Annotated in this window: 16 protein-coding genes; 10 read left to right on the forward strand and 6 right to left on the reverse strand. The window is 71.7% G+C overall.

Annotated features, from left to right (window positions below; all coding sequences use genetic code 11):
• Positions 1-26: 26 nt before the first annotated feature.
• From FHX46_RS09650 to FHX46_RS09675, 6 genes are all read left to right on the forward strand, one after another.
• Positions 27-500, forward strand: a complete 474-nt coding sequence (locus FHX46_RS09650; protein WP_167112566.1) for a LysM peptidoglycan-binding domain-containing protein — start codon at positions 27-29, stop codon at positions 498-500.
• A 262-nt stretch (positions 501-762) separates the two neighbouring features.
• The gene (nrdR, locus tag FHX46_RS09655; protein ID WP_167106484.1) at positions 763-1,245 is read left to right on the forward strand and encodes a transcriptional regulator NrdR; all 483 of its coding nucleotides are present in this window, start codon (positions 763-765) and stop codon (positions 1,243-1,245) included.
• Positions 1,246-1,274: 29 nt separating this feature from the next.
• On the forward strand, positions 1,275-4,103 hold the full coding sequence (locus FHX46_RS09660) for a vitamin B12-dependent ribonucleotide reductase (protein ID WP_167112568.1): 2,829 nt from the start codon (positions 1,275-1,277) through the stop codon (positions 4,101-4,103).
• Positions 4,104-4,262: 159 nt separating this feature from the next.
• Positions 4,263-4,679: a prevent-host-death protein gene (locus tag FHX46_RS09665; protein ID WP_167112570.1), complete on the forward strand. Its 417-nt coding sequence runs from the start codon at positions 4,263-4,265 to the stop codon at positions 4,677-4,679.
• Positions 4,676-5,104 carry a cytotoxic translational repressor of toxin-antitoxin stability system gene (locus tag FHX46_RS09670; RefSeq protein WP_167112572.1) on the forward strand — a complete coding sequence of 143 codons (429 nt, stop codon included), beginning with the start codon at positions 4,676-4,678 and terminating at the stop codon, positions 5,102-5,104. The genes FHX46_RS09665 and FHX46_RS09670 overlap by 4 nt, the downstream gene beginning before the upstream one ends.
• A gap of 54 nt (positions 5,105-5,158) precedes the next feature.
• Positions 5,159-5,914 carry an SDR family oxidoreductase gene (locus FHX46_RS09675; RefSeq protein ID WP_167112574.1) on the forward strand — a complete coding sequence of 252 codons (756 nt, stop codon included), beginning with the start codon at positions 5,159-5,161 and terminating at the stop codon, positions 5,912-5,914.
• Positions 5,915-5,930: 16 nt separating this feature from the next.
• Here the strand turns inward: FHX46_RS09675 and FHX46_RS09680 are convergent, their stop codons facing one another.
• A complete protein-coding gene (locus FHX46_RS09680) occupies positions 5,931-6,764 on the reverse strand; it encodes a LysR family transcriptional regulator (protein ID WP_167112576.1) in 834 nt (277 codons plus the stop codon).
• 96 nt (positions 6,765-6,860) lie between these two features.
• Here FHX46_RS09680 and FHX46_RS09685 point away from each other — a divergent pair, with 96 nt between their 5' ends.
• The gene (locus tag FHX46_RS09685; protein WP_167112578.1) at positions 6,861-8,168 is read left to right on the forward strand and encodes an MFS transporter; all 1,308 of its coding nucleotides are present in this window, start codon (positions 6,861-6,863) and stop codon (positions 8,166-8,168) included.
• Here FHX46_RS09685 and FHX46_RS09690 read toward each other — a convergent pair.
• Both FHX46_RS09690 and FHX46_RS09695 read right to left on the reverse strand, forming a co-directional pair.
• Positions 8,117-10,126: a prolyl oligopeptidase family serine peptidase gene (locus tag FHX46_RS09690; protein WP_167112581.1), complete on the reverse strand. Its 2,010-nt coding sequence runs from the start codon at positions 10,124-10,126 to the stop codon at positions 8,117-8,119. The two genes, FHX46_RS09685 and FHX46_RS09690, sit on opposite strands and share 52 nt — an antisense overlap.
• A gap of 29 nt (positions 10,127-10,155) precedes the next feature.
• Positions 10,156-10,716 (reverse strand): TIGR03086 family metal-binding protein, encoded by a 561-nt coding sequence (locus tag FHX46_RS09695; protein WP_167112584.1) that lies wholly within the window; start codon positions 10,714-10,716, stop codon positions 10,156-10,158.
• 80 nt (positions 10,717-10,796) lie between these two features.
• Between FHX46_RS09695 and pdxR the strand changes: the two genes are divergently transcribed.
• Both pdxR and FHX46_RS09705 read left to right on the forward strand, forming a co-directional pair.
• Entirely contained in the window at positions 10,797-12,212 is a 1,416-nt protein-coding gene (gene pdxR, locus FHX46_RS09700; RefSeq protein ID WP_167112586.1) for a MocR-like pyridoxine biosynthesis transcription factor PdxR, read from the forward strand.
• Positions 12,213-12,246: 34 nt separating this feature from the next.
• Complete coding sequence (locus tag FHX46_RS09705) at positions 12,247-12,675, forward strand: CBS domain-containing protein (protein ID WP_167106512.1); 429 nt, start codon at positions 12,247-12,249, stop codon at positions 12,673-12,675.
• Here the strand turns inward: FHX46_RS09705 and FHX46_RS09710 are convergent.
• Positions 12,657-13,718 carry a DUF2293 domain-containing protein gene (locus tag FHX46_RS09710; protein WP_167112588.1) on the reverse strand — a complete coding sequence of 354 codons (1,062 nt, stop codon included), beginning with the start codon at positions 13,716-13,718 and terminating at the stop codon, positions 12,657-12,659. The genes FHX46_RS09705 and FHX46_RS09710 overlap by 19 nt on opposite strands.
• Before the next feature lie 203 nt (positions 13,719-13,921).
• Between FHX46_RS09710 and FHX46_RS09715 the strand changes: the two genes are divergently transcribed.
• Positions 13,922-14,989 carry a DUF4192 domain-containing protein gene (locus tag FHX46_RS09715; protein ID WP_167112590.1) on the forward strand — a complete coding sequence of 356 codons (1,068 nt, stop codon included), beginning with the start codon at positions 13,922-13,924 and terminating at the stop codon, positions 14,987-14,989.
• Positions 14,990-15,196: 207 nt separating this feature from the next.
• On the opposite strand, the gene FHX46_RS09720 is transcribed toward FHX46_RS09715, so the two are convergent.
• Entirely contained in the window at positions 15,197-15,370 is a 174-nt protein-coding gene (locus FHX46_RS09720) for a hypothetical protein (RefSeq protein WP_167112591.1), read from the reverse strand.
• 196 nt (positions 15,371-15,566) lie between these two features.
• Positions 15,567-16,556 (reverse strand): UDP-glucose 4-epimerase GalE, encoded by a 990-nt coding sequence (gene galE, locus FHX46_RS09725; RefSeq protein WP_167112593.1) that lies wholly within the window; start codon positions 16,554-16,556, stop codon positions 15,567-15,569.
• Between the last annotated feature and the right edge of the window lie 37 nt (positions 16,557-16,593).

Raw genomic sequence — 16,593 nt, forward strand, 5'->3', positions numbered from 1 at the left:
TCGGGGATCTGCGAGGAGGTTCCGCCATGTCGGTACTGACGTACCAGGGTCCGGGGAGCGGGCAGCGGCTGGTCCGGCGCGCGCCGGAGGACGGCGGGCGCACGGCGCTGCGCCCGCGCCGGCCGGAGGTCCGGCGGCCGCCGACGCGCTCGCGCGTCGCCGCCGGGCGCGGTTCCGGGCCGGTCGCCGCGTGCTCGCGCCGGGTCGCGCCGCGCTGGCCGTGGCTCGCCGCGATCGGCGCCGCCATCGCGCTCACCGTCACCGGGTTGGGTGCATTCGCCGGGTCGTTCGGTCCGGGCGTCCCGGAGCGGACGGCCACGGTCGCGGTCGCGCCGGGGGAGACGCTGTGGGATCTGGCGCGGCAGTACGCGCCGGACAGCGACACGGGCGCCGTGGTGGAGCGCATCGAAGCGCTGAACCACCTGCCGGCCGGTTCCGTGGTGCCCGGTCTGTTGCTCACCGTGCCGGTCGGGTCCGGCTCCGTGACACCCGCACCGTGAACCGCGCCGCCATACCTCATCACTCGCTCGTGTCGCTTGCGCCCCGCCTGCACGCGATCTAAGGTCCACCGCTATATCTAGTAGTTACATGGCTGTAGTTGGTCCACAAGTTGGGGTAGACTGAGGACGAGTTGTCCACAGGCGGTGGGTGTTCATCCACCGGGCATCCACATCTCGATCACCAGGCCGGGTCGTAGCGTGGCGACGCGGGCTGGGGTGGGTGCCGCCCGTTGAGACGCGAGAGGGGAAGGTGGCCGAGACGATGCGGTGTCCGTTCTGCCGTCACGCCGATTCCCGGGTCGTCGACTCACGGGAGGTGGACGAGGGGCAGGCCATCCGCCGCAGGCGGTCCTGCTCGGCGTGCGGGCGCCGGTTCACCACGTCCGAGACGATGGTGCTGGCGGTCGTCAAGCGGTCTGGCGTCACCGAGCAGTTCAGCCGGGACAAGGTGGTCCGGGGCGTTCGCCGGGCCTGCCAGGGCAGGCCGGTCGACGACGACGCCCTGCAGCAGCTCGCCCAGCGGGTCGAGGAGTCGATCCGCGCGGCCGGAGTCGCCGAGATCCCGAGCCACGAGGTCGGCCTGGCCATCCTCGGGCCGCTCCGGGAGCTCGACGAGGTCGCCTACCTCCGGTTCGCCAGCGTCTACCGCTCCTTCTCCTCGGTCGAGGACTTCGAGAAGGAGATCGCGGACCTGCGCAAGGCCATGGCTGAGAAGCACGGCGACGACAGCGCGGCCCGGGCATGAGCCCGGCGCGTAGCGGGAGGGACGGATCCATGACCGAAACCGTGGGCGCGAACACGGCGAGCGGCAAGGCGGCCAAGCGGGGCAAGCGGGGGCTGAAGATCAGCCGGGTGTTCACGACCGAGGGCGTGCACCCGTACGACGAGGTCACCTGGGAGCAGCGTGACGTCGTCATGACGAACTGGCGGGACGGGTCGATCAACTTCGAGCAGCGGGGCGTCGAGTTCCCCGAGTTCTGGTCGATGAACGCCACCAACATCGTCACCAGCAAGTACTTCCGCGGCGCGGTCGGCAGCCCGCAGCGCGAGCGCAGCCTCAAGCAGCTCATCGACCGCGTCGTGAGCGCGTACGTCAAGGCTGGCACCGAGCACGGTTACTTCGCGACGGCCACCGACGCCGAGGTCTTCGAGCACGAGCTAACCTGGATGCTGCTGCACCAGGTGTTCAGCTTCAACTCGCCGGTGTGGTTCAACGTCGGCACCTCCTCCAAGCAGCAGGTCTCCGCCTGCTTCATCCTCGCCGTCGACGACACCATGGAGTCGATCCTCGACTGGTACAAGGAAGAGGGCATGATCTTCCGCGGCGGCTCCGGCGCGGGCATCAACCTCTCCCGCATCCGGTCGTCGAAGGAGCTGCTGTCCTCCGGCGGCACCGCCTCGGGTCCGGTGTCGTTCATGCGCGGCGCCGACGCCTCCGCGGGCACCATCAAGTCCGGCGGCGCCACCCGCCGCGCGGCGAAGATGGTCGTCCTGGACGTCGACCACCCGGACATCGAGGAGTTCATCCAGACCAAGGCGCGCGAGGAGCAGAAGATCCGCGTCCTGCGCGACGCCGGGTTCGACATGGACCTCTCCGGCGCCGACATCACGTCGGTGCAGTACCAGAACGCCAACAACTCGGTGCGTGTCACCGACGAGTTCATGCGTGCCGTCGAGTCGGACGGCCAGTTCGGCCTGCGCGCCCGCCTCACCGGTGAGGTGCTGGAGACCGTCGGCGCGAAGAAGCTGTTCCGCTCGATGGCGCAGGCCGCGTGGGAGTGCGCCGACCCGGGCCTGCAGTACGACGACACCATCAACGACTGGCACACCTGCCCCGAGTCGGGCCGGATCACCGCGTCGAACCCGTGCAGCGAGTACATGCACCTGGACAACTCCAGCTGCAACCTGGCGTCGCTGAACCTGCTGAAGTTCCTCTCCGACGACGGCACGTTCAACGGTGAGCTCTTCGTCAAGGCGGTCGAGTTCATCATCACCGCGATGGACATCTCGATCTGCTTCGCGGACTTCCCGACCGAGGCGATCGGTGACACCACCCGCAAGTTCCGCCAGCTGGGCATCGGCTACGCCAACCTGGGTGCGCTGCTGATGGCCACCGGTCACGCCTACGACTCCGACGGCGGCCGCGCGCTCGCGGCGAGCATCACCTCGCTGATGACCGGGACCTCCTACCGGCGTTCGGCGGAGATCGCGGGTGTGGTCGGCCCGTACGAGGGCTACAGCCGCAACGCCGAGGCGCACCAGCGGGTCATGCGCAAGCACGCCGCGGCCAACGACGCGATCCGCACCATGCACACCAACGACGCCGCGATCCGCGACCTCGCCACCCGCGAGTGGCAGAGCGGTATCGAGATCGGCACGAAGAACGGCTGGCGCAACGCGCAGGCCAGTGTGCTGGCCCCGACCGGCACGATCGGCTTCATGATGGACTGCGACACCACCGGGATCGAGCCGGACTTCTCGCTGGTGAAGTTCAAGAAGCTCGTCGGTGGCGGCTCGATGCAGATCGTGAACCAGACGATCCCGCGGTCGCTGAAGACCCTGGGCTACCAGGACGAGCAGATCGAGGCGATCGTCGAGTACATCGCCGAGCACGGCCACGTGGTCGATGCGCCGGGTCTGCGCCCGGAGCACTACGAGGTGTACGACTGCGCCATCGGTGAGCGTTCCATCGCGCCGATGGGGCACGTGCGGATGATGGCCGCGGTGCAGCCGTTCCTGTCCGGCGCGATCTCCAAGACGGTCAACATGCCGGAGTCGGCGACGGTCGAGGACATCGAGGAGATCTACTTCCAGGGCTGGAAGCTGGGCCTCAAGGCGCTGGCGATCTACCGCGACAACTGCAAGGTCGGCCAGCCGCTGTCGAGCGGGAAGAAGAAGGCGGAGACCGCGGAGGTCGCGGAGCCGGAGAAGGTTGTCGAGTACAAGCCGATCCGCAAGCGGCTGCCGAAGAAGCGCCCCAGCCAGACGCTGTCGTTCACGGTCGGCGGTGCCGAGGGTTACCTGCACGCGGGTTCCTACCCGGACGACGGGCTGGGCGAGATCTTCGTCAAGCTCGGCAAGCAGGGGTCGACGCTGGCCGGTGTCATGGACGCCTTCTCGATGTCGATCTCGGTGGGTCTCCAGTACGGCATCCCGCTGGAGTTCTACGTCTCGAAGTTCTCCAACCTTCGTTTCGAGCCGGCCGGGATGACGGACGACCCGGACATCCGGATCGCCACCAGCGTGCTGGACTACCTGTTCCGGCGCCTGGCGCTGGACTACCTGCCGTACGAGAAGCGGGCCGAGCTGGGCATCTTCACCGCGGCGGAGCGTGCGGCCCAGGTCGAGACCGGGTACGGTGCCCAGCCCGCCGAGCCGGAGAACGTGGACCTCGAGGAACTGCGCAGCACGGTCGATTCGAGCCCGGCGAAGTCCGAGTCGGCGGAGCAGCCCCACGTGGCGCACAGCACGGCCGAGTTGATGGAGCTGCACCTCGGCAAGGCTGCGGACGCCCCGCTGTGCATGACCTGCGGCACCAAGATGCGTCCCGCGGGATCCTGCTACGCGTGCGAGGGCTGCGGCGCCACCTCCGGTTGCAGCTGAGCGGGCACGTTCTCGACAGGTGAAGTGACTGGTCGGAGCCGGGGCGGCAGTTGCCGTCCCGGCTCTGCCGCGTCTGGTCCCGATGGCGTTCGAGTACGTTACGTACTTGACGTACCTGAGCGTGCGGGGTCTCCTGGTGGGGATCACCGGGAGGCTGGCATGTCTGCTGTTCACTACGACAGCTACAGCGATGCGCGCGCACATCTGAAGGACCTGCTGGATGCCGCCGAGAAGGGCCGGGTCGCCACGGTCAGGCGGGACTCCGCGACGGCCGCCGTGGTGGATGTCAGGCGGCTGCGCCACTTCCTCGCGTCGCTCGTCCCCTCGCGCGCCCAGGCCGTCCCGGAAGCCGGGGGCTGGTCGGTGTTCATTCCGGGGCTGCCGGTGGCTGCGGACGGCGCGTCGTTCGACGAGGCGGTCGGCGAGATGATCGACGCCCTGCGGGAGTACGCGCAGGACTGGCAGGAGCGCCTGCTGGATGCTCCGAATCACCGGGACAACTGGGGTTTGGTGCAGTTGATCAGCCTCAGTGACGACGGGCAGCTACGCGACTGGCTTGTCGGCGCAGCACGGTGACCACCTGGCCACAGCCGACTCGCCAGGATCACGAGACGTTCTGCCGGGTCGAGGAGTGGCGCCGGGTGCGCGACGCTCGCGGCCGGACCGGAACACACCACGTCACGTACGAACCCGATCTCGCCGACGGCAGGGTTCTCCGTACCCGCATCTCGCACCCGGTGGACCGCGGCGGCTACGGCCGGGGCATGGGGAAGCACATCCTGCGCGACCAGCTCGACGTCGAGGAACCGGAGTTCTGGTCGTGCGTGCACGACCGCGTCGCACCGCCTCGCGGGACACCTGCGCCGCCCGCAGGGGCTCTGCCGGCCGATCTCGTGCACATCCTGATCTCGCGCGTCGGTCTCGACGAGGCGGAGGTGGCGAAGATGAGCAAGGACGAGGCGGTCGCCCGGGTTCGGCGCTACTGGATCGAGGGCACCTGACCGGCGCGTTCGGCACCGCTGTCACATTCCGGCGCCGTCGCCGGTCTCTTCGGTATGAGCGAACCCATTCTCGTCACGGGCGGAACCGGTGTCCTCGGCCGGGAGGTCGCCCGCTGCCTCCTCGCGCCGGGGCGCGAGGTCCGGATCCTCAGCCGCCGGGCGAAGCCCGTCGGCACCCCCTACGCGTGGCACACCGGTGACCTGCGCACGGCTGACGGCCTGGACGCGGCGGTCGCGGGCGCCGGTGTGATCGTGCACTGCGCGACCACTCTCGGTGCGAAGGACGCCGCCACCACGCGAACGCTCGTCGAAGCCGCCCGGCGGGCCGGTGCACCGCACCTCGTGTACATCTCGATCGTCGGCGTCGACCGGATCCCGCTGCCGTACTACCGGGCCAAGCTCGCCGCGGAGGAGGCCGTGATCGCGTCCGGTCTGCCGTGGACGGTCCTGCGCGCCACGCAGTTCCACGATCTCCTGTTCCGTGGGCTGGAGGTTCAGCGGCGCCTCCCGGTCGTCTTCCACCCGGCCGGGTTCCGCTTCCAGCCGGTCGACTCGCGCGAGGTCGCGCAGCGCCTGGCCGGACTCGCGCTCGGCGACCCCGCCGGCCGCGCACCCGACCTGGGCGGACCGGAGGTCCGCGACGTCACCGACCTCGCCCGGCTCTACCTCCGCGCTCGCAACCGCCGCCGCCCGCTCGTGCCGGTTCCCATCCCCGGCGCGGTCGGCCGGGGATACCGCGCGGGCCACCACCTCACCTCGAACGCCACCGGCCACAGGACGTTCGAGCAGTTCCTGGCGGACCGCACGTGAGGTGCCGCGCGGCCGACTAGGCGGCCATCGCGTAGAGCACCTCGCGCAGTGCGTCCTCCCGGTCGGTGCGCCACACGACGCGCAGCGCCAGTTCCGCGCTTTCCGGTACCGGCAACGCGACCAGCGTGCCGTCCGCGAGGTCGCCGCTGACCACGAAGTCCGGCAGCAGCGCCACGCCCAGTCCCTGGGTGACCCACGCGCGGATCGTGGAGACGCTGTCGAACTCCAGCCGCCGGCCGGTGGTGCCGAGCAGGCGGTCGGCCGCCATCCGGAACGAACACCCCGGCGGGGTCACCAGCAGCACGTCGTCCCGCGCGGTCTGGCCCGGCCGGGCGACCAGGTACAACCGCACGGTGTCGATATCGGCGAACGACAGATCACCGCCGTCGAACCCCAGGGTCCCGAGTGCCGGTCCGGTGTCCAGCAGCAGTCCCGCGTCCAGTGATCCGTCCGACACCGCCCGCACCATCGGTTGCCGCATCAGCGACCGCACCGCCAGGTCGACGTCCGGCCGCCGGTCGCCGAGACGGGCGACCACCGCCGGCAGCCGCGTCGCCACCAGCGTCTCGAGGGCGCCGACGGTGAACCGGGTCCGTTCGTCGCTCACCAGCCGCCGGATCGACTCGGCCTGGTCGAGCAGCCGCCGCGCCTCGGGCAGCAGCAACCGGCCGCGCTCGGCCAGCTCCATCCCCGTCGGCTTCCGATCGAACAACACCACCCCGAGCGAGGTCTCCAGCGACCGCACGTGCTCGGACACCGTCGCCGGGGACAGCTCGAGCCGCTGCGCCGCGGCGGACACGGTGCCCGCCGAAGCGACGGCGACGAACGCCCGCAACTGTCGCAACTCCATGAGAACCATTCTAGTGATCCGGCGTTCGGGAAAACCGAAAGCGGCGTCCGGACCGGCCTGTTGAGCGGTGACGGCGGGAACCGGAGAGTCACTGTCGTGACGACAACGACTCGCCGAGGCAGTCTGCTCGGCATCTCCCTCGCCTACTTCCTGGTCCTGCTGGACACCACCGTGCTCACCGTCGCGCTGCCCGGCATCCGCGCCGATCTCGGCGGATCGGTCGCCGGGCAGCAGTGGGTGGTCAACGGCTACACCGTCTCCTTCGCCGCGTTCCTGCTCGGCGGCGGCGCACTCGCCGACCGGTTCGGCCCGCTGCGCGTGTTCCGCGTGGGCGTCGCGAGCTTCGGCGTCCTCTCGCTGGTGTCGGCGGCCGCCCCGGACCTGACCCTGCTCGTCGTGCTGCGCGTCCTGCTCGGCGTCGCGGGCGCGGCGTGCCTGCCCAGTTCACTCTCTTTGATCAGCCGCCTGCACCCGGAACCGGCCGCGCGCGCGAAGGCGCTCGGCGCCTGGGCGGCGATCACCGGGGTGGCGCTCGCGGCCGGCCCGATCGCCGGTGGGCTGCTGGTCGATCTGGCGGGCTGGCGAGCGGTGTTCCTCGTCAACGTGCCGCTCGCGGTGGTCGGTCTCGCCCTGACCCGCGGCCGGGAGACGACGCCGGCCGGGCGCGGTTTCGACGTGAAGACCCAGCTCGCCGCGTGCGCGTTCCTCGGTCTGCTGACCGAGGCGATCGTGGACGCGCGCCCGCTCGCCGGTGTCCTCGCGCTGCTGGTGCTCGTGCTGTTCGTCCACTGGGAGCGTCGCGCCACCGCACCCACCGTGCCACCGGTGCTGGTCCGCAGCCGCGGCGTCGCGGTGAACCTGTTCGCCGGCGCGGCGGTGAACTTCGTGCTCTCCGGCGCGTTGTTCGCGGTGACGCTGCTGCTGCAGAACGAGCGGCACCTCACCCCGGTCGAGGCCGGGCTGGCGTTCCTGCCCCTGACCCTGCCGACCGCGTTCAACCCGCTGCTGACCAGCCGGATCGTCGCCGCCCGCGGGCCGCGCCTGCCGGTCGTGGCCGGTCTGACGCTGCTGACCGCCGGGGCCGCCGGCCTGGCCGCGACCGTCCACGCGCCCTACCCGCTGCTGGCGTGCGGCCTCCTGCTGCTGGGGTTCGGTGTGTCCCTCGCCCTGCCCGCGCTGGTCACCGGTGTGGTGACCGCTGCGCCCGACGGGTACGCCGGTACCGCCGGTGGCCTGCTCAACGCCGTCCGCCAGGTCGGGGCGACCGTGGGCGTCGCGGTGATGGGCGCGGTGGTGGCCACCGGCGAATTCGGCTGGGCGTTCCTGCTCGCCGCCGCGGTGGCGGCGGCCGGTCAGCTGCTGAGCTTCTGCCAGAGGAACTCGAACAGCAAGGCCCACTTGTAGGCCAGCTGCTCGTTGTCCGCCGCGGCGCCGTGCCCGCCCTCGATGTTCTCGTAGTACCGCACGTCGTGCCCCTGCTCGCGCATGCGCGCCATCATCTTGCGCGCGTGCGCGGGGTGCACCCGGTCGTCGCGGGTGGACGTCATGAACAGCGTGGGCGGGTAGGTCCGTCCCTTGTGGACGTTCTGGTACGGCGAGTACTGCGCGAGGTACGCCCAGTCCGCCGGGTCGTCGGGGTCGCCGTACTCGGCCATCCAGGAAGCGCCGGCCAGCAGCAGGTGGTAGCGCCGCATGTCGAGCAGCGGCACCTGGCTGACGATCGCGCCGAACAGCTCCGGGTACCGGGTGAGCATGACGCCCATCAGCAGGCCACCGTTGCTGCCGCCCTGGATGCCCAGCCGCTCCGGCGTCGTGATGCCCCGCTCGACGAGATCCCGGGCGACCGCGGCGAAGTCCTCGTAGACCAGGTACCGGTTCTCCTTGATGGCGCCGGTGTGCCAGCGGGGGCCGTACTCGCCGCCGCCGCGGATGTTCGCGAGCACGTAGGTACCGCCGCGTGCCAGCCATCCGCGGCCGATCACACCGCTGTAGGCGGGCAGGCGGGACACCTCGAACCCGCCGTAGCCGGTGAGCATCGTCGGCCCGTGGCCGCCTCGCGGCCGCACCACGAAGTACGGGATGCGGGTGCCGTCGTCGGAGGTGGCGAAGTGCTGTTCGACGGTGATGCCCGTCGCGTCGAAGCGGGCCGGGGCCTGCTTGAGGATCTCGGTGCCGCTACCCACCTGCCCGTAGGACAGCGTCGCGGGCTGGGTGAAACCGCTGGTGTTGAGCAGGTACTCGTCGCTGTGGTCGGGATCGGTGTCGATGATCTCCGCGGTGCCCAGTTCCGGCGCGCCGGCCAGCGGCTCACGCCGCCAGCCGTCCTCGCCGGGCGTGAGCACGTGCAGCTCGGTGTGCACGTCGGCGAGGGTGGTGAGCAGCAGGTGGTGCTGCGTCCAGTGCCAGGATTCCAGCGACGTCCGCCCGTCCGGCTCGAACAGGACGGTCAGCTCGCGGTCCCCGGCGAGGTAGGCGTCGAAGTTCGCGGCGAGCAGGGTGCCCGGCGCGTACTCCTGGCCGCCGACGGTCCACGCGGTGCGCGTGCGGATCAGCAACCACTCCCGGTGGCTGGTGGTCTGCGCGTCCTCGGGCACGTCGAGCTTCACCAGCCCGCCCGGGGTGCGGAGGAACTTCTCGGTGCGGTAGAAGTCGATGGCGCGGCCGACGAAGTCGCGCTCGAACCCCGGCGTCGGGTCGTGGTAGGCGAACACCGCCACGTCGTCCGGCTTGCCTTCGAAGACCGTGACGGCTTCGGACAGCGGAGTGCCCCGCCGCCACTCCTTCATGACCCGCGGATAACCCGACGCGGTCATCGAACCGGGGCCGAAGTCGGTGCCGACGTAGATCAGGTCCTCGTCGATCCAGCCGACCCGGCTCTTCGCCTCGGGCAGTTCGAAGCCACCCACGACGAACTCGCGAGACTCCAGGTCGAACTCGCGCACCACCGCCGCGTCCGCGCCACCGCGGGACAGCTCGGCCAGGCCACGCCGGTACGACGGCCGCAGCACCGCCGCGCCCTGCCACACCCAGTTCTCGCCCTCGGCCTCGGCGAGCGCGTCCACGTCGAGCAGGACGTCCCAGTCGGGACGATCGGTGCGGTAGGAGTCGAGCGTGGTCCGCCGCCACAGGCCGCGCGGGTGCGCCGCGTCCTGCCAGAAGTTGTAGAAGTACTCGCCGCGCCGGCGGATGTAGGGGATCCGGTCGTCGGCGTCGAGCACCTCGCGGGCCTCGGCGCGCAGCTGCTCGAACCGCGTGCTCGGCGTGAGCTCGGCGACCGATTCGGCGTTGCGCTGCCGAACCCACTCGAGCGCCTGCTCGCCGGTCACGTCCTCGAGCCAGAGGTACGGGTCTTCGTCAGCCATGTCCCCATCCTGCCAGGTGGGGATCGTTTTCAACGCCAGGCGGGGTCCCGGCCGGTCAGCGCGAGGAAGCGGTCGAGCTCGCTCGCGCCGGGGCCGACCTCCACGACGGGCGCGAAGACGTCGTCGTCCGGGCGCGGCCGGGAGCGCATCCGCTCGGCGAACAGCAGCGCGACGTGCACGGCCTCGGCGTCCGGCTCGTAGGGGACGTCGAAGGTGCGGGCGAGGTCCCAGCCGTGGGCGACCGAGTCGACCAGGTGCATGGTGAGCGCCACGGAGCCGGGGAAGGTGCCGAACTCCCGCACGGTCACCTCGCGGGTGAGCACGGCGTCGTCCGCCGCGGCGTCCAGGAAGGCGTCCACGGACTCGCGGTAAGCGCGGTAGGGGCCGGGGTCGAGCGAACCGATGTGCCAGTCGGCTGCTGCGCCCTCGCGCAGCGCCACGGCGAAGGCGCGGTTCTCCCGGACCTGGTGGGTGAGCAGGTCGCCCAGCGTCCAGCCGGCACACGGGGTGCGCAGGCCGAGATCGCTGACGCCGGAGACGATCTTGTCCATCGTCGCGAGAACCCGGCGGTCGAGGTCACGGATGTCCATGCCGCCACCCTACGAACACCAGTGGCCTCGTCGAAGGGCCAAAACCGGGTATTTCGAGGTGGGCTAATTAGGCTCGGGGGATGGACATCCAGATCGAGCTGGGACCCGGCCGGGGCCGGCGGGATGCCATCTACCGCCAGATCCGCGACGCGATCCTCGACGGGCGGCTGCGCGCCGGGGACACGCTCCCGCCGACCCGTGAGCTCGCTCAGCGCCTCGCGGTCTCGCGCACCACGGTCAGCGCCGCCTACGACCGGCTGATCGCGGAAGGGTTCCTGGAGTCCCGGGTGGGATCGGGCACCTTCGTCGGCGCGGGCGCGCGGCGCGACGTGCGCCCGGCGGGCGGTGCCCCGGCGTCCCTGACCCCGGTCGCGGTGTGGCACGACGTGCCCGGGCCGCCGCACCGGTTCTGCGAACAGCCGGAGTTCGACTTCCGCACCGGCGCCCCCGACGTGTCCTTGTTCCCGTTCGACACCTGGCGCCGGCTGGTGACCCAGCAGTTGCGCCGGTCGCGCCGCGACGTGCTGACCTACGGTGATCCGGAGGGGCATCCCGCGCTGCGGGAGGCGATCGCCCGGCACATCGGCGTGTCCCGGGCGGTGCGGGTCACCCCCGACGACGTCCTGGTGACCAACGGCTCGCAGCAGGCGCTGGACCTCGCCGCGCGCGTGCTGATCGAGCCCGGCGCGCGGGTCGCGGTCGAGGACCCCGGCTACCCACCCCCGCGGCAGCTGTTCACCACCCTCGGCGCCCGGCCGGTCGGCGTGCCGGTCGACGAGGAGGGCATCGTGGTCGACCACATCCCGGCCGACTGCCGGCTGGTGTACGTGACACCGTCGCACCAGTACCCGCTCGGCGTGCCGATGTCGATGGCGCGGCGCGTGGCACTGATCGAGTGGGCGCGCCGGCACGACGCCGCGATCCTGGAGGACGATTACGACACCGAGTTCCGCTACACCGGCCGGCCGCTGGAGCCGTTGCGCAACCTCGATCCCAGTGGACGCGTGCTCTACATCGGATCGTTCTCGAAGGTCCTGCTGCCCGGCTTGCGCCTGGGTTTCCTCGTCGCCCCGCCGGGGCTGCGTCCCGCGCTGGCCAAGGCGAAGTACCTGACCGACTGGCACTCCGCGAGCGTCACGCAGGCGGCGCTGGCGGAGTTCATGGACACCGGTGAGTTCGCGCGGCACCTCCGCCGCACCCGGCGCGAGTACGCCGCCCGGTGGGAGGTGGTGTGCCGGGTCGTCGAGCGGGACTTCCCGTGGCTGCGGCTGATCCCGTCGTCGGCCGGCCTCCACGTGAGTGCTCTCAGCTCCAAACCGGTGCGCCCGGTGGTGCGAGCCGCGCGGCAAGCCGGGGTGCGGATTTCCACGCTGGGCGACTTCACGACCGTGCCGGACGCCCTGGACGGGCTGGTGTTCGGCTTCGGCGCCATCCCACGGGAGCGGATCGAGCCCGGATTGCGGGCTTTCGCGGAGAGCGACCGGGCTCTAACCTGATGTGAGCCGGGTCACGTCCAGCTGGAGGCTGCCGATGCGGATCGCCGACGTACTGCGGAGCAAGGGGGACTGGGTCGCCACGGTACGGCCCGAGTCGTCCATCACCGATCTGCTCGCCGGCCTGTCCGAGCACAACGTGGGCGCGATGGTCGTGGTGGGCGACGACGGCATCGCCGGCATCGTGTCGGAACGGGACGTGGTGCGGAAGCTGCACGAACGCGGCCCGGCCCTGCTGGAGCGGCCGGTGTCGGAGATCATGACGACGCTCGTCGCCACCTGCACCCCGCGCGATTCGGTGGACGACCTCAGCGTGCTGATGACGACGCGGCGAGTGCGGCACGTGCCGGTCATCGAGGACGGCAGGCTCGCCGGAATCGTCAGCATCGGCGATGTGGTCAAGACCCGGATGGAACAGCTCGAGGCGACGCAGCAGCAGCTCGCCGCCTACATCGCGCAAGGCTGAGCGCGCTCTTCCCAGCTCCGGAGGATCCGGTCGAGGGCGGGACGGATGCGTTCGCGGGCCTCCGCGCGGGGCACGCCGTCCATGAGCAACCGGTCGTAGCCGGTGTCCAGGTGCCGGATCGAGGCGATCACCGCGAGCCGCACCGCCTCCTCGCCGAGTGCCCGCCCGGCGGCCGACCGTCCCACCCGTCCGCTGCCGCGGGTTCCGGCGTGCTCGGCGATCGCCCGTGCCCGGTCCGGCGGGCAGCCCGGGTAGAGCCGGCGGATGGTGTCCGCGAACGCCGCCTGGAAGTCCACGTCCTGGGCGGCGCGCCGCTGCGCGTCGCGGTCCCGCCGGCGGGCGCGGGCGTCCTCGTCGGCGAGACACTGCTGTTCGGCCCGGTCGAGGGCGGCTTCCTCGACGAGGATCCCCTGGCGCTCGTAGCGTTTGCGCCGCCGGTTGAAGCGCTGGACCAGCACGCAGAGAGTGCTTTCCTGCTTGGCGCGGCGCGACAGGGCGGCGTTCCCGGCGGGCAGCAGGACCAGGTGGTCGAAGTCGGCGCAGGCGAGGCAGAGCGGGCCCTCGGGAAGCAGGAGGTCGCCCGCCCGGCCGGCCGCACCGCACCCCGCGCACGTCCACGCCGCATCGGCCGGGTTCACCGCCAGGTCGGGTGCCTTGTTCTGCCGCTCGGTCAGGCGGGCCCGCTGCTCCTCGGTGAGGTTCGGCGCCAGCCAGTGCGTGCGGCAGAGCCGGTCCAGCGCGTCGTCACCGGTGAACCGCAGGTCGCCCCGCTCCCGGGTGGCCGCGGTGTACGCGGTGTCGGCCGGGGTCAGCCCGTTCTCGCGCGCCCACGCCTGGAGGCAGCGGAGAGCCTCGCCGATGCGCGCGTCGTCGACGGGGAGCGCCGCGGTGAGGGGGCTGAACCGGCCCCGGCGCCACTCCTCGATCCGGGCCGCCCGCACCCAGCCGAGCCCGGCGAACACGTCGACCGGAGCAACGTACTTGCGCTGTGCGAGCGCCGAAGCCGCCACGGCGGCGACGCGGCTGTTCAGTTTCCCGGCCATCGGGCGCAGAGTCTAACCGCCCTTCCGCGCACCGGGACGAGCATCCACTGTGGACGCTGGACGGGGCGGGGATCTTACCGCACACCTCCGACAAGACGGCGTAGTCCGCCGCCCGGGTCACAGATTTGTCCACATCGGCCTCAGCCATCCACAGAATTTCGTTCTGTTCTTCGACTGCTTGTTTCCTGCCGCATAGTGGGTCCATGACTTCCACGACCACCACCGGCACGGACGGCCGCATCATCGTCCGCATCTCCGACCCGGGCGAGCTCGTCGCGGCCGTGCCGCACCTGCTGTCGTTCCGGCCCGGTCCCTCCGTGATCCTCCTCAACCACAGCCGCGGCCGGGAACGCCGGATCATCCCGGTGATCCGCGCCGACCTGCCCGGCGAGCCGCACGAGCGCGACGTGGTTCGCGAGCTCGTCGACAGGCTGCTCCGGCATCCCGGGGCGGGGGTGACCGTCGTGATCGTCGGCTCGCGCCTGGGGCACCGGGCACGGCCCGGCGAGTTGCCGCACCGGAGCTTGACCCAGCGGCTGATCACCGCACTCGACGAGGCCGGCCGGCCGGTCGACCACGCGTTGTGGGTGCCGGAGATCCGCGGCGGGGCGCCCTGGACGTGCTACCACGACGACTGCGGTGCGGGTGTGCTGCCGGACGATCGCGAGACCGTCATGGCGGCAACGATGGCGACGCGCGGCTGGGTGACCCACGACAGCCGGGAGGAGCTGGTGCGGCAGCTCGATCCGGACGACCCGGCCGCGCTCGACCGGAGACAACGGCTGCTGGACGACGCGGTGGAGGCGCTGGCCGGTACGGGCCGATCCGCCGAGGAGGAGCGTGCCGGGCGCCTCGCCGTGGTGCGCGCTGCCCTCGGGCGGGCCGTCCGGGGAGACTTCGACCTGAGCGACGACGACGTGGTGTTGCTGGCGATGGCTCTGTCGGACCTGAAGGTGCGCGACCGGTGCCTCACCACGGCCGAGCCGCCGGGCGAGCCAGCGGCGATCGCCGCCGAGCGACTGTGGCTGGAACTGGTGCGCCGCACGCCGCCCCCGGAACGCGCGGAGGCGGCCGTCCTGCTCGGCTACGCCGCCTACCGCCGCGGCGACTGCGTCCTGGCGGGCCTGGCGTTCGGCAACGCCCTCGCCGCCCACCCGGGCCACCGGCTCGCGGAGCTGCTCCAGATCTGCCTGCACCGCCAGCTGCCGCCGGACGCGCTCGGCAGACTGAGCCGCGCCCAGGAAGGCAACCTCATGCCGACGGACCCGTAGCGCGGATGACCGGCCCTCCCCGCACCACGGCTCCCCGCCGCGTAGAGCGGCCGGGTTGCCACCGGCGGGGGTCAGCCGACTGGCCCGACCCGGCTCGCCCGCCGGTACTGGGCACGTCCGGCGCCAGCGGCCGATCACCTCAATTGTGGCTCCAGCACCGGAACATCCGCTGGGTGGCCTACCTGCGCATCGCGGCGACAGCGCCGATCACCTCGGCCGCGCCGGTCGGCGGTCGTCCGGGCTGCCGGGGCTGCCGGGGCTGCCCGGGCGGCCGCTGGGGCTCGCCTGGGGCGTGCGGGTCTGCGCCGGCTGCCGGTGGCCCCGCGCGTGGACGAGCATGGCCGCCGGGCCGCCCTGGTCACCGCCGGACACGACGGCCACAGGGTCACGACGACTACCGTCGGCCACACCCCTGGCCGGCCGGGCCACCCCGGCTACCAGGGGTCGGTGCCGTGGCCGCCGCCCGTCCTCCCGGCCACCGCCGGTCACCCGGCGGCTGTCCAGCAACCCTGCCCCAGCCCGAGCTACCGGCCCCCGCAGGCGTCACCGGCGGCCGGGCAGGTACGGACCCGAGGGGTCAGCCCGCGAGGCCCCGCCGCTCCTGGGTGAAGCGCCACGCGTCGCTGACGATGTCGTGCAGGTCGGCGCGCTCGGGCTTCCACCCGAGCTCCTCGCGGGCCCGGTCGCTGGCGGCCACGAGGATCGCGGGGTCGCCGGCGCGGCGGGGCGCCACCTCGGCGGGGATGGGGTGACCGGTGACGGCCCGGCACGCTTCGATGACCTGACGCACCGAGAACCCGGTGCCGTTGCCCAGGTTGTAGATGCGGTGCTCGCCCGCCCGGGCGTGGGTCAGGGCCAGCAGGTGGGCGTCGGCGAGGTCGGCGACGTGGATGTAGTCCCGGACGGCCGTACCGTCCTCGGTGGGGTAGTCCTCGCCGAAGATGCCGACCTGCGGGCGCTGCCCGGTGGCGACCTGCAACACCAGCGGGATGAGATGGGTTTCGGTGGTGTGCCGCTCCCCGTAGCGGCCGTAGGCGCCGGCCACGTTGAAGTACCGCAGGCTCACGGCCGCCAGCCCGTGTGCCCGCGCGTAGCTGGTGATCGCGTGGTCGATCGCGAGCTTGGACGCACCGTAGGTGTTGGTCGGCATCGTCGGCGCGGACTCCGGGATCGGGCTGCGCTCCGGCTCGCCGTAGGTCGCGGCGGTCGAGGAGAACACCAGGCGGGGCGTGCCGTGCGCGCGCATCGCATCGAGCAACCGGATGGAGGTGATCACGTTCCCGTGCCAGTACTTGGCCGGGTCCTGCATCGACTCGCCGACGAGAGACTTCGCCGCGAAGTGCAGCACGCCGTCGAAGCCCTCGCCCAGCAGGGACGCGGTCGCGTCGGCCGCGTCGCCCTCGACGAAGCGCGCACCGTCGGGGACGGCGTCGGCGTGGCCGGTGGACAGGTCGTCCACCACCACGACCTCGTGCCCCGCTTCCAGCAGACGGGCGGTGCAGACGCTGCCGACGTAACCGGCACCGCCCGTGACGATCAGCTTGAGGCGCGAGGAGTCGGAAGCCATGGTCTTGTCGAAAGCCTTTCTCGAAGACGACAGGGAG

Origin of the sequence: Amycolatopsis viridis (genome assembly GCF_011758765.1) — a bacterium.
Lineage (GTDB): Bacteria > Actinomycetota > Actinomycetes > Mycobacteriales > Pseudonocardiaceae > Amycolatopsis_E > Amycolatopsis_E viridis.

Excerpts from the sequence above, each read along its gene's own strand:
- FHX46_RS09650 (WP_167112566.1), top strand. The coding sequence starts at position 27 with ATGTCGGTACTGACGTACCAGGGTCCGGGGAGCGGGCAGCGGCTGGTC.
- nrdR (WP_167106484.1), top strand. The coding sequence starts at position 763 with ATGCGGTGTCCGTTCTGCCGTCACGCCGATTCCCGGGTCGTCGACTCA.
- FHX46_RS09660 (WP_167112568.1), top strand. The coding sequence starts at position 1,275 with ATGACCGAAACCGTGGGCGCGAACACGGCGAGCGGCAAGGCGGCCAAG.
- FHX46_RS09665 (WP_167112570.1), top strand. The coding sequence starts at position 4,263 with ATGTCTGCTGTTCACTACGACAGCTACAGCGATGCGCGCGCACATCTG.
- FHX46_RS09675 (WP_167112574.1), top strand. The coding sequence starts at position 5,159 with ATGAGCGAACCCATTCTCGTCACGGGCGGAACCGGTGTCCTCGGCCGG.
- FHX46_RS09680 (WP_167112576.1), bottom strand. The coding sequence starts at position 6,764 with ATGGAGTTGCGACAGTTGCGGGCGTTCGTCGCCGTCGCTTCGGCGGGC.
- FHX46_RS09690 (WP_167112581.1), bottom strand. The coding sequence starts at position 10,126 with ATGGCTGACGAAGACCCGTACCTCTGGCTCGAGGACGTGACCGGCGAG.
- FHX46_RS09695 (WP_167112584.1), bottom strand. The coding sequence starts at position 10,716 with ATGGACATCCGTGACCTCGACCGCCGGGTTCTCGCGACGATGGACAAG.
- pdxR (WP_167112586.1), top strand. The coding sequence starts at position 10,797 with ATGGACATCCAGATCGAGCTGGGACCCGGCCGGGGCCGGCGGGATGCC.
- FHX46_RS09705 (WP_167106512.1), top strand. The coding sequence starts at position 12,247 with ATGCGGATCGCCGACGTACTGCGGAGCAAGGGGGACTGGGTCGCCACG.
- FHX46_RS09710 (WP_167112588.1), bottom strand. The coding sequence starts at position 13,718 with ATGGCCGGGAAACTGAACAGCCGCGTCGCCGCCGTGGCGGCTTCGGCG.
- FHX46_RS09715 (WP_167112590.1), top strand. The coding sequence starts at position 13,922 with ATGACTTCCACGACCACCACCGGCACGGACGGCCGCATCATCGTCCGC.
- galE (WP_167112593.1), bottom strand. The coding sequence starts at position 16,556 with ATGGCTTCCGACTCCTCGCGCCTCAAGCTGATCGTCACGGGCGGTGCC.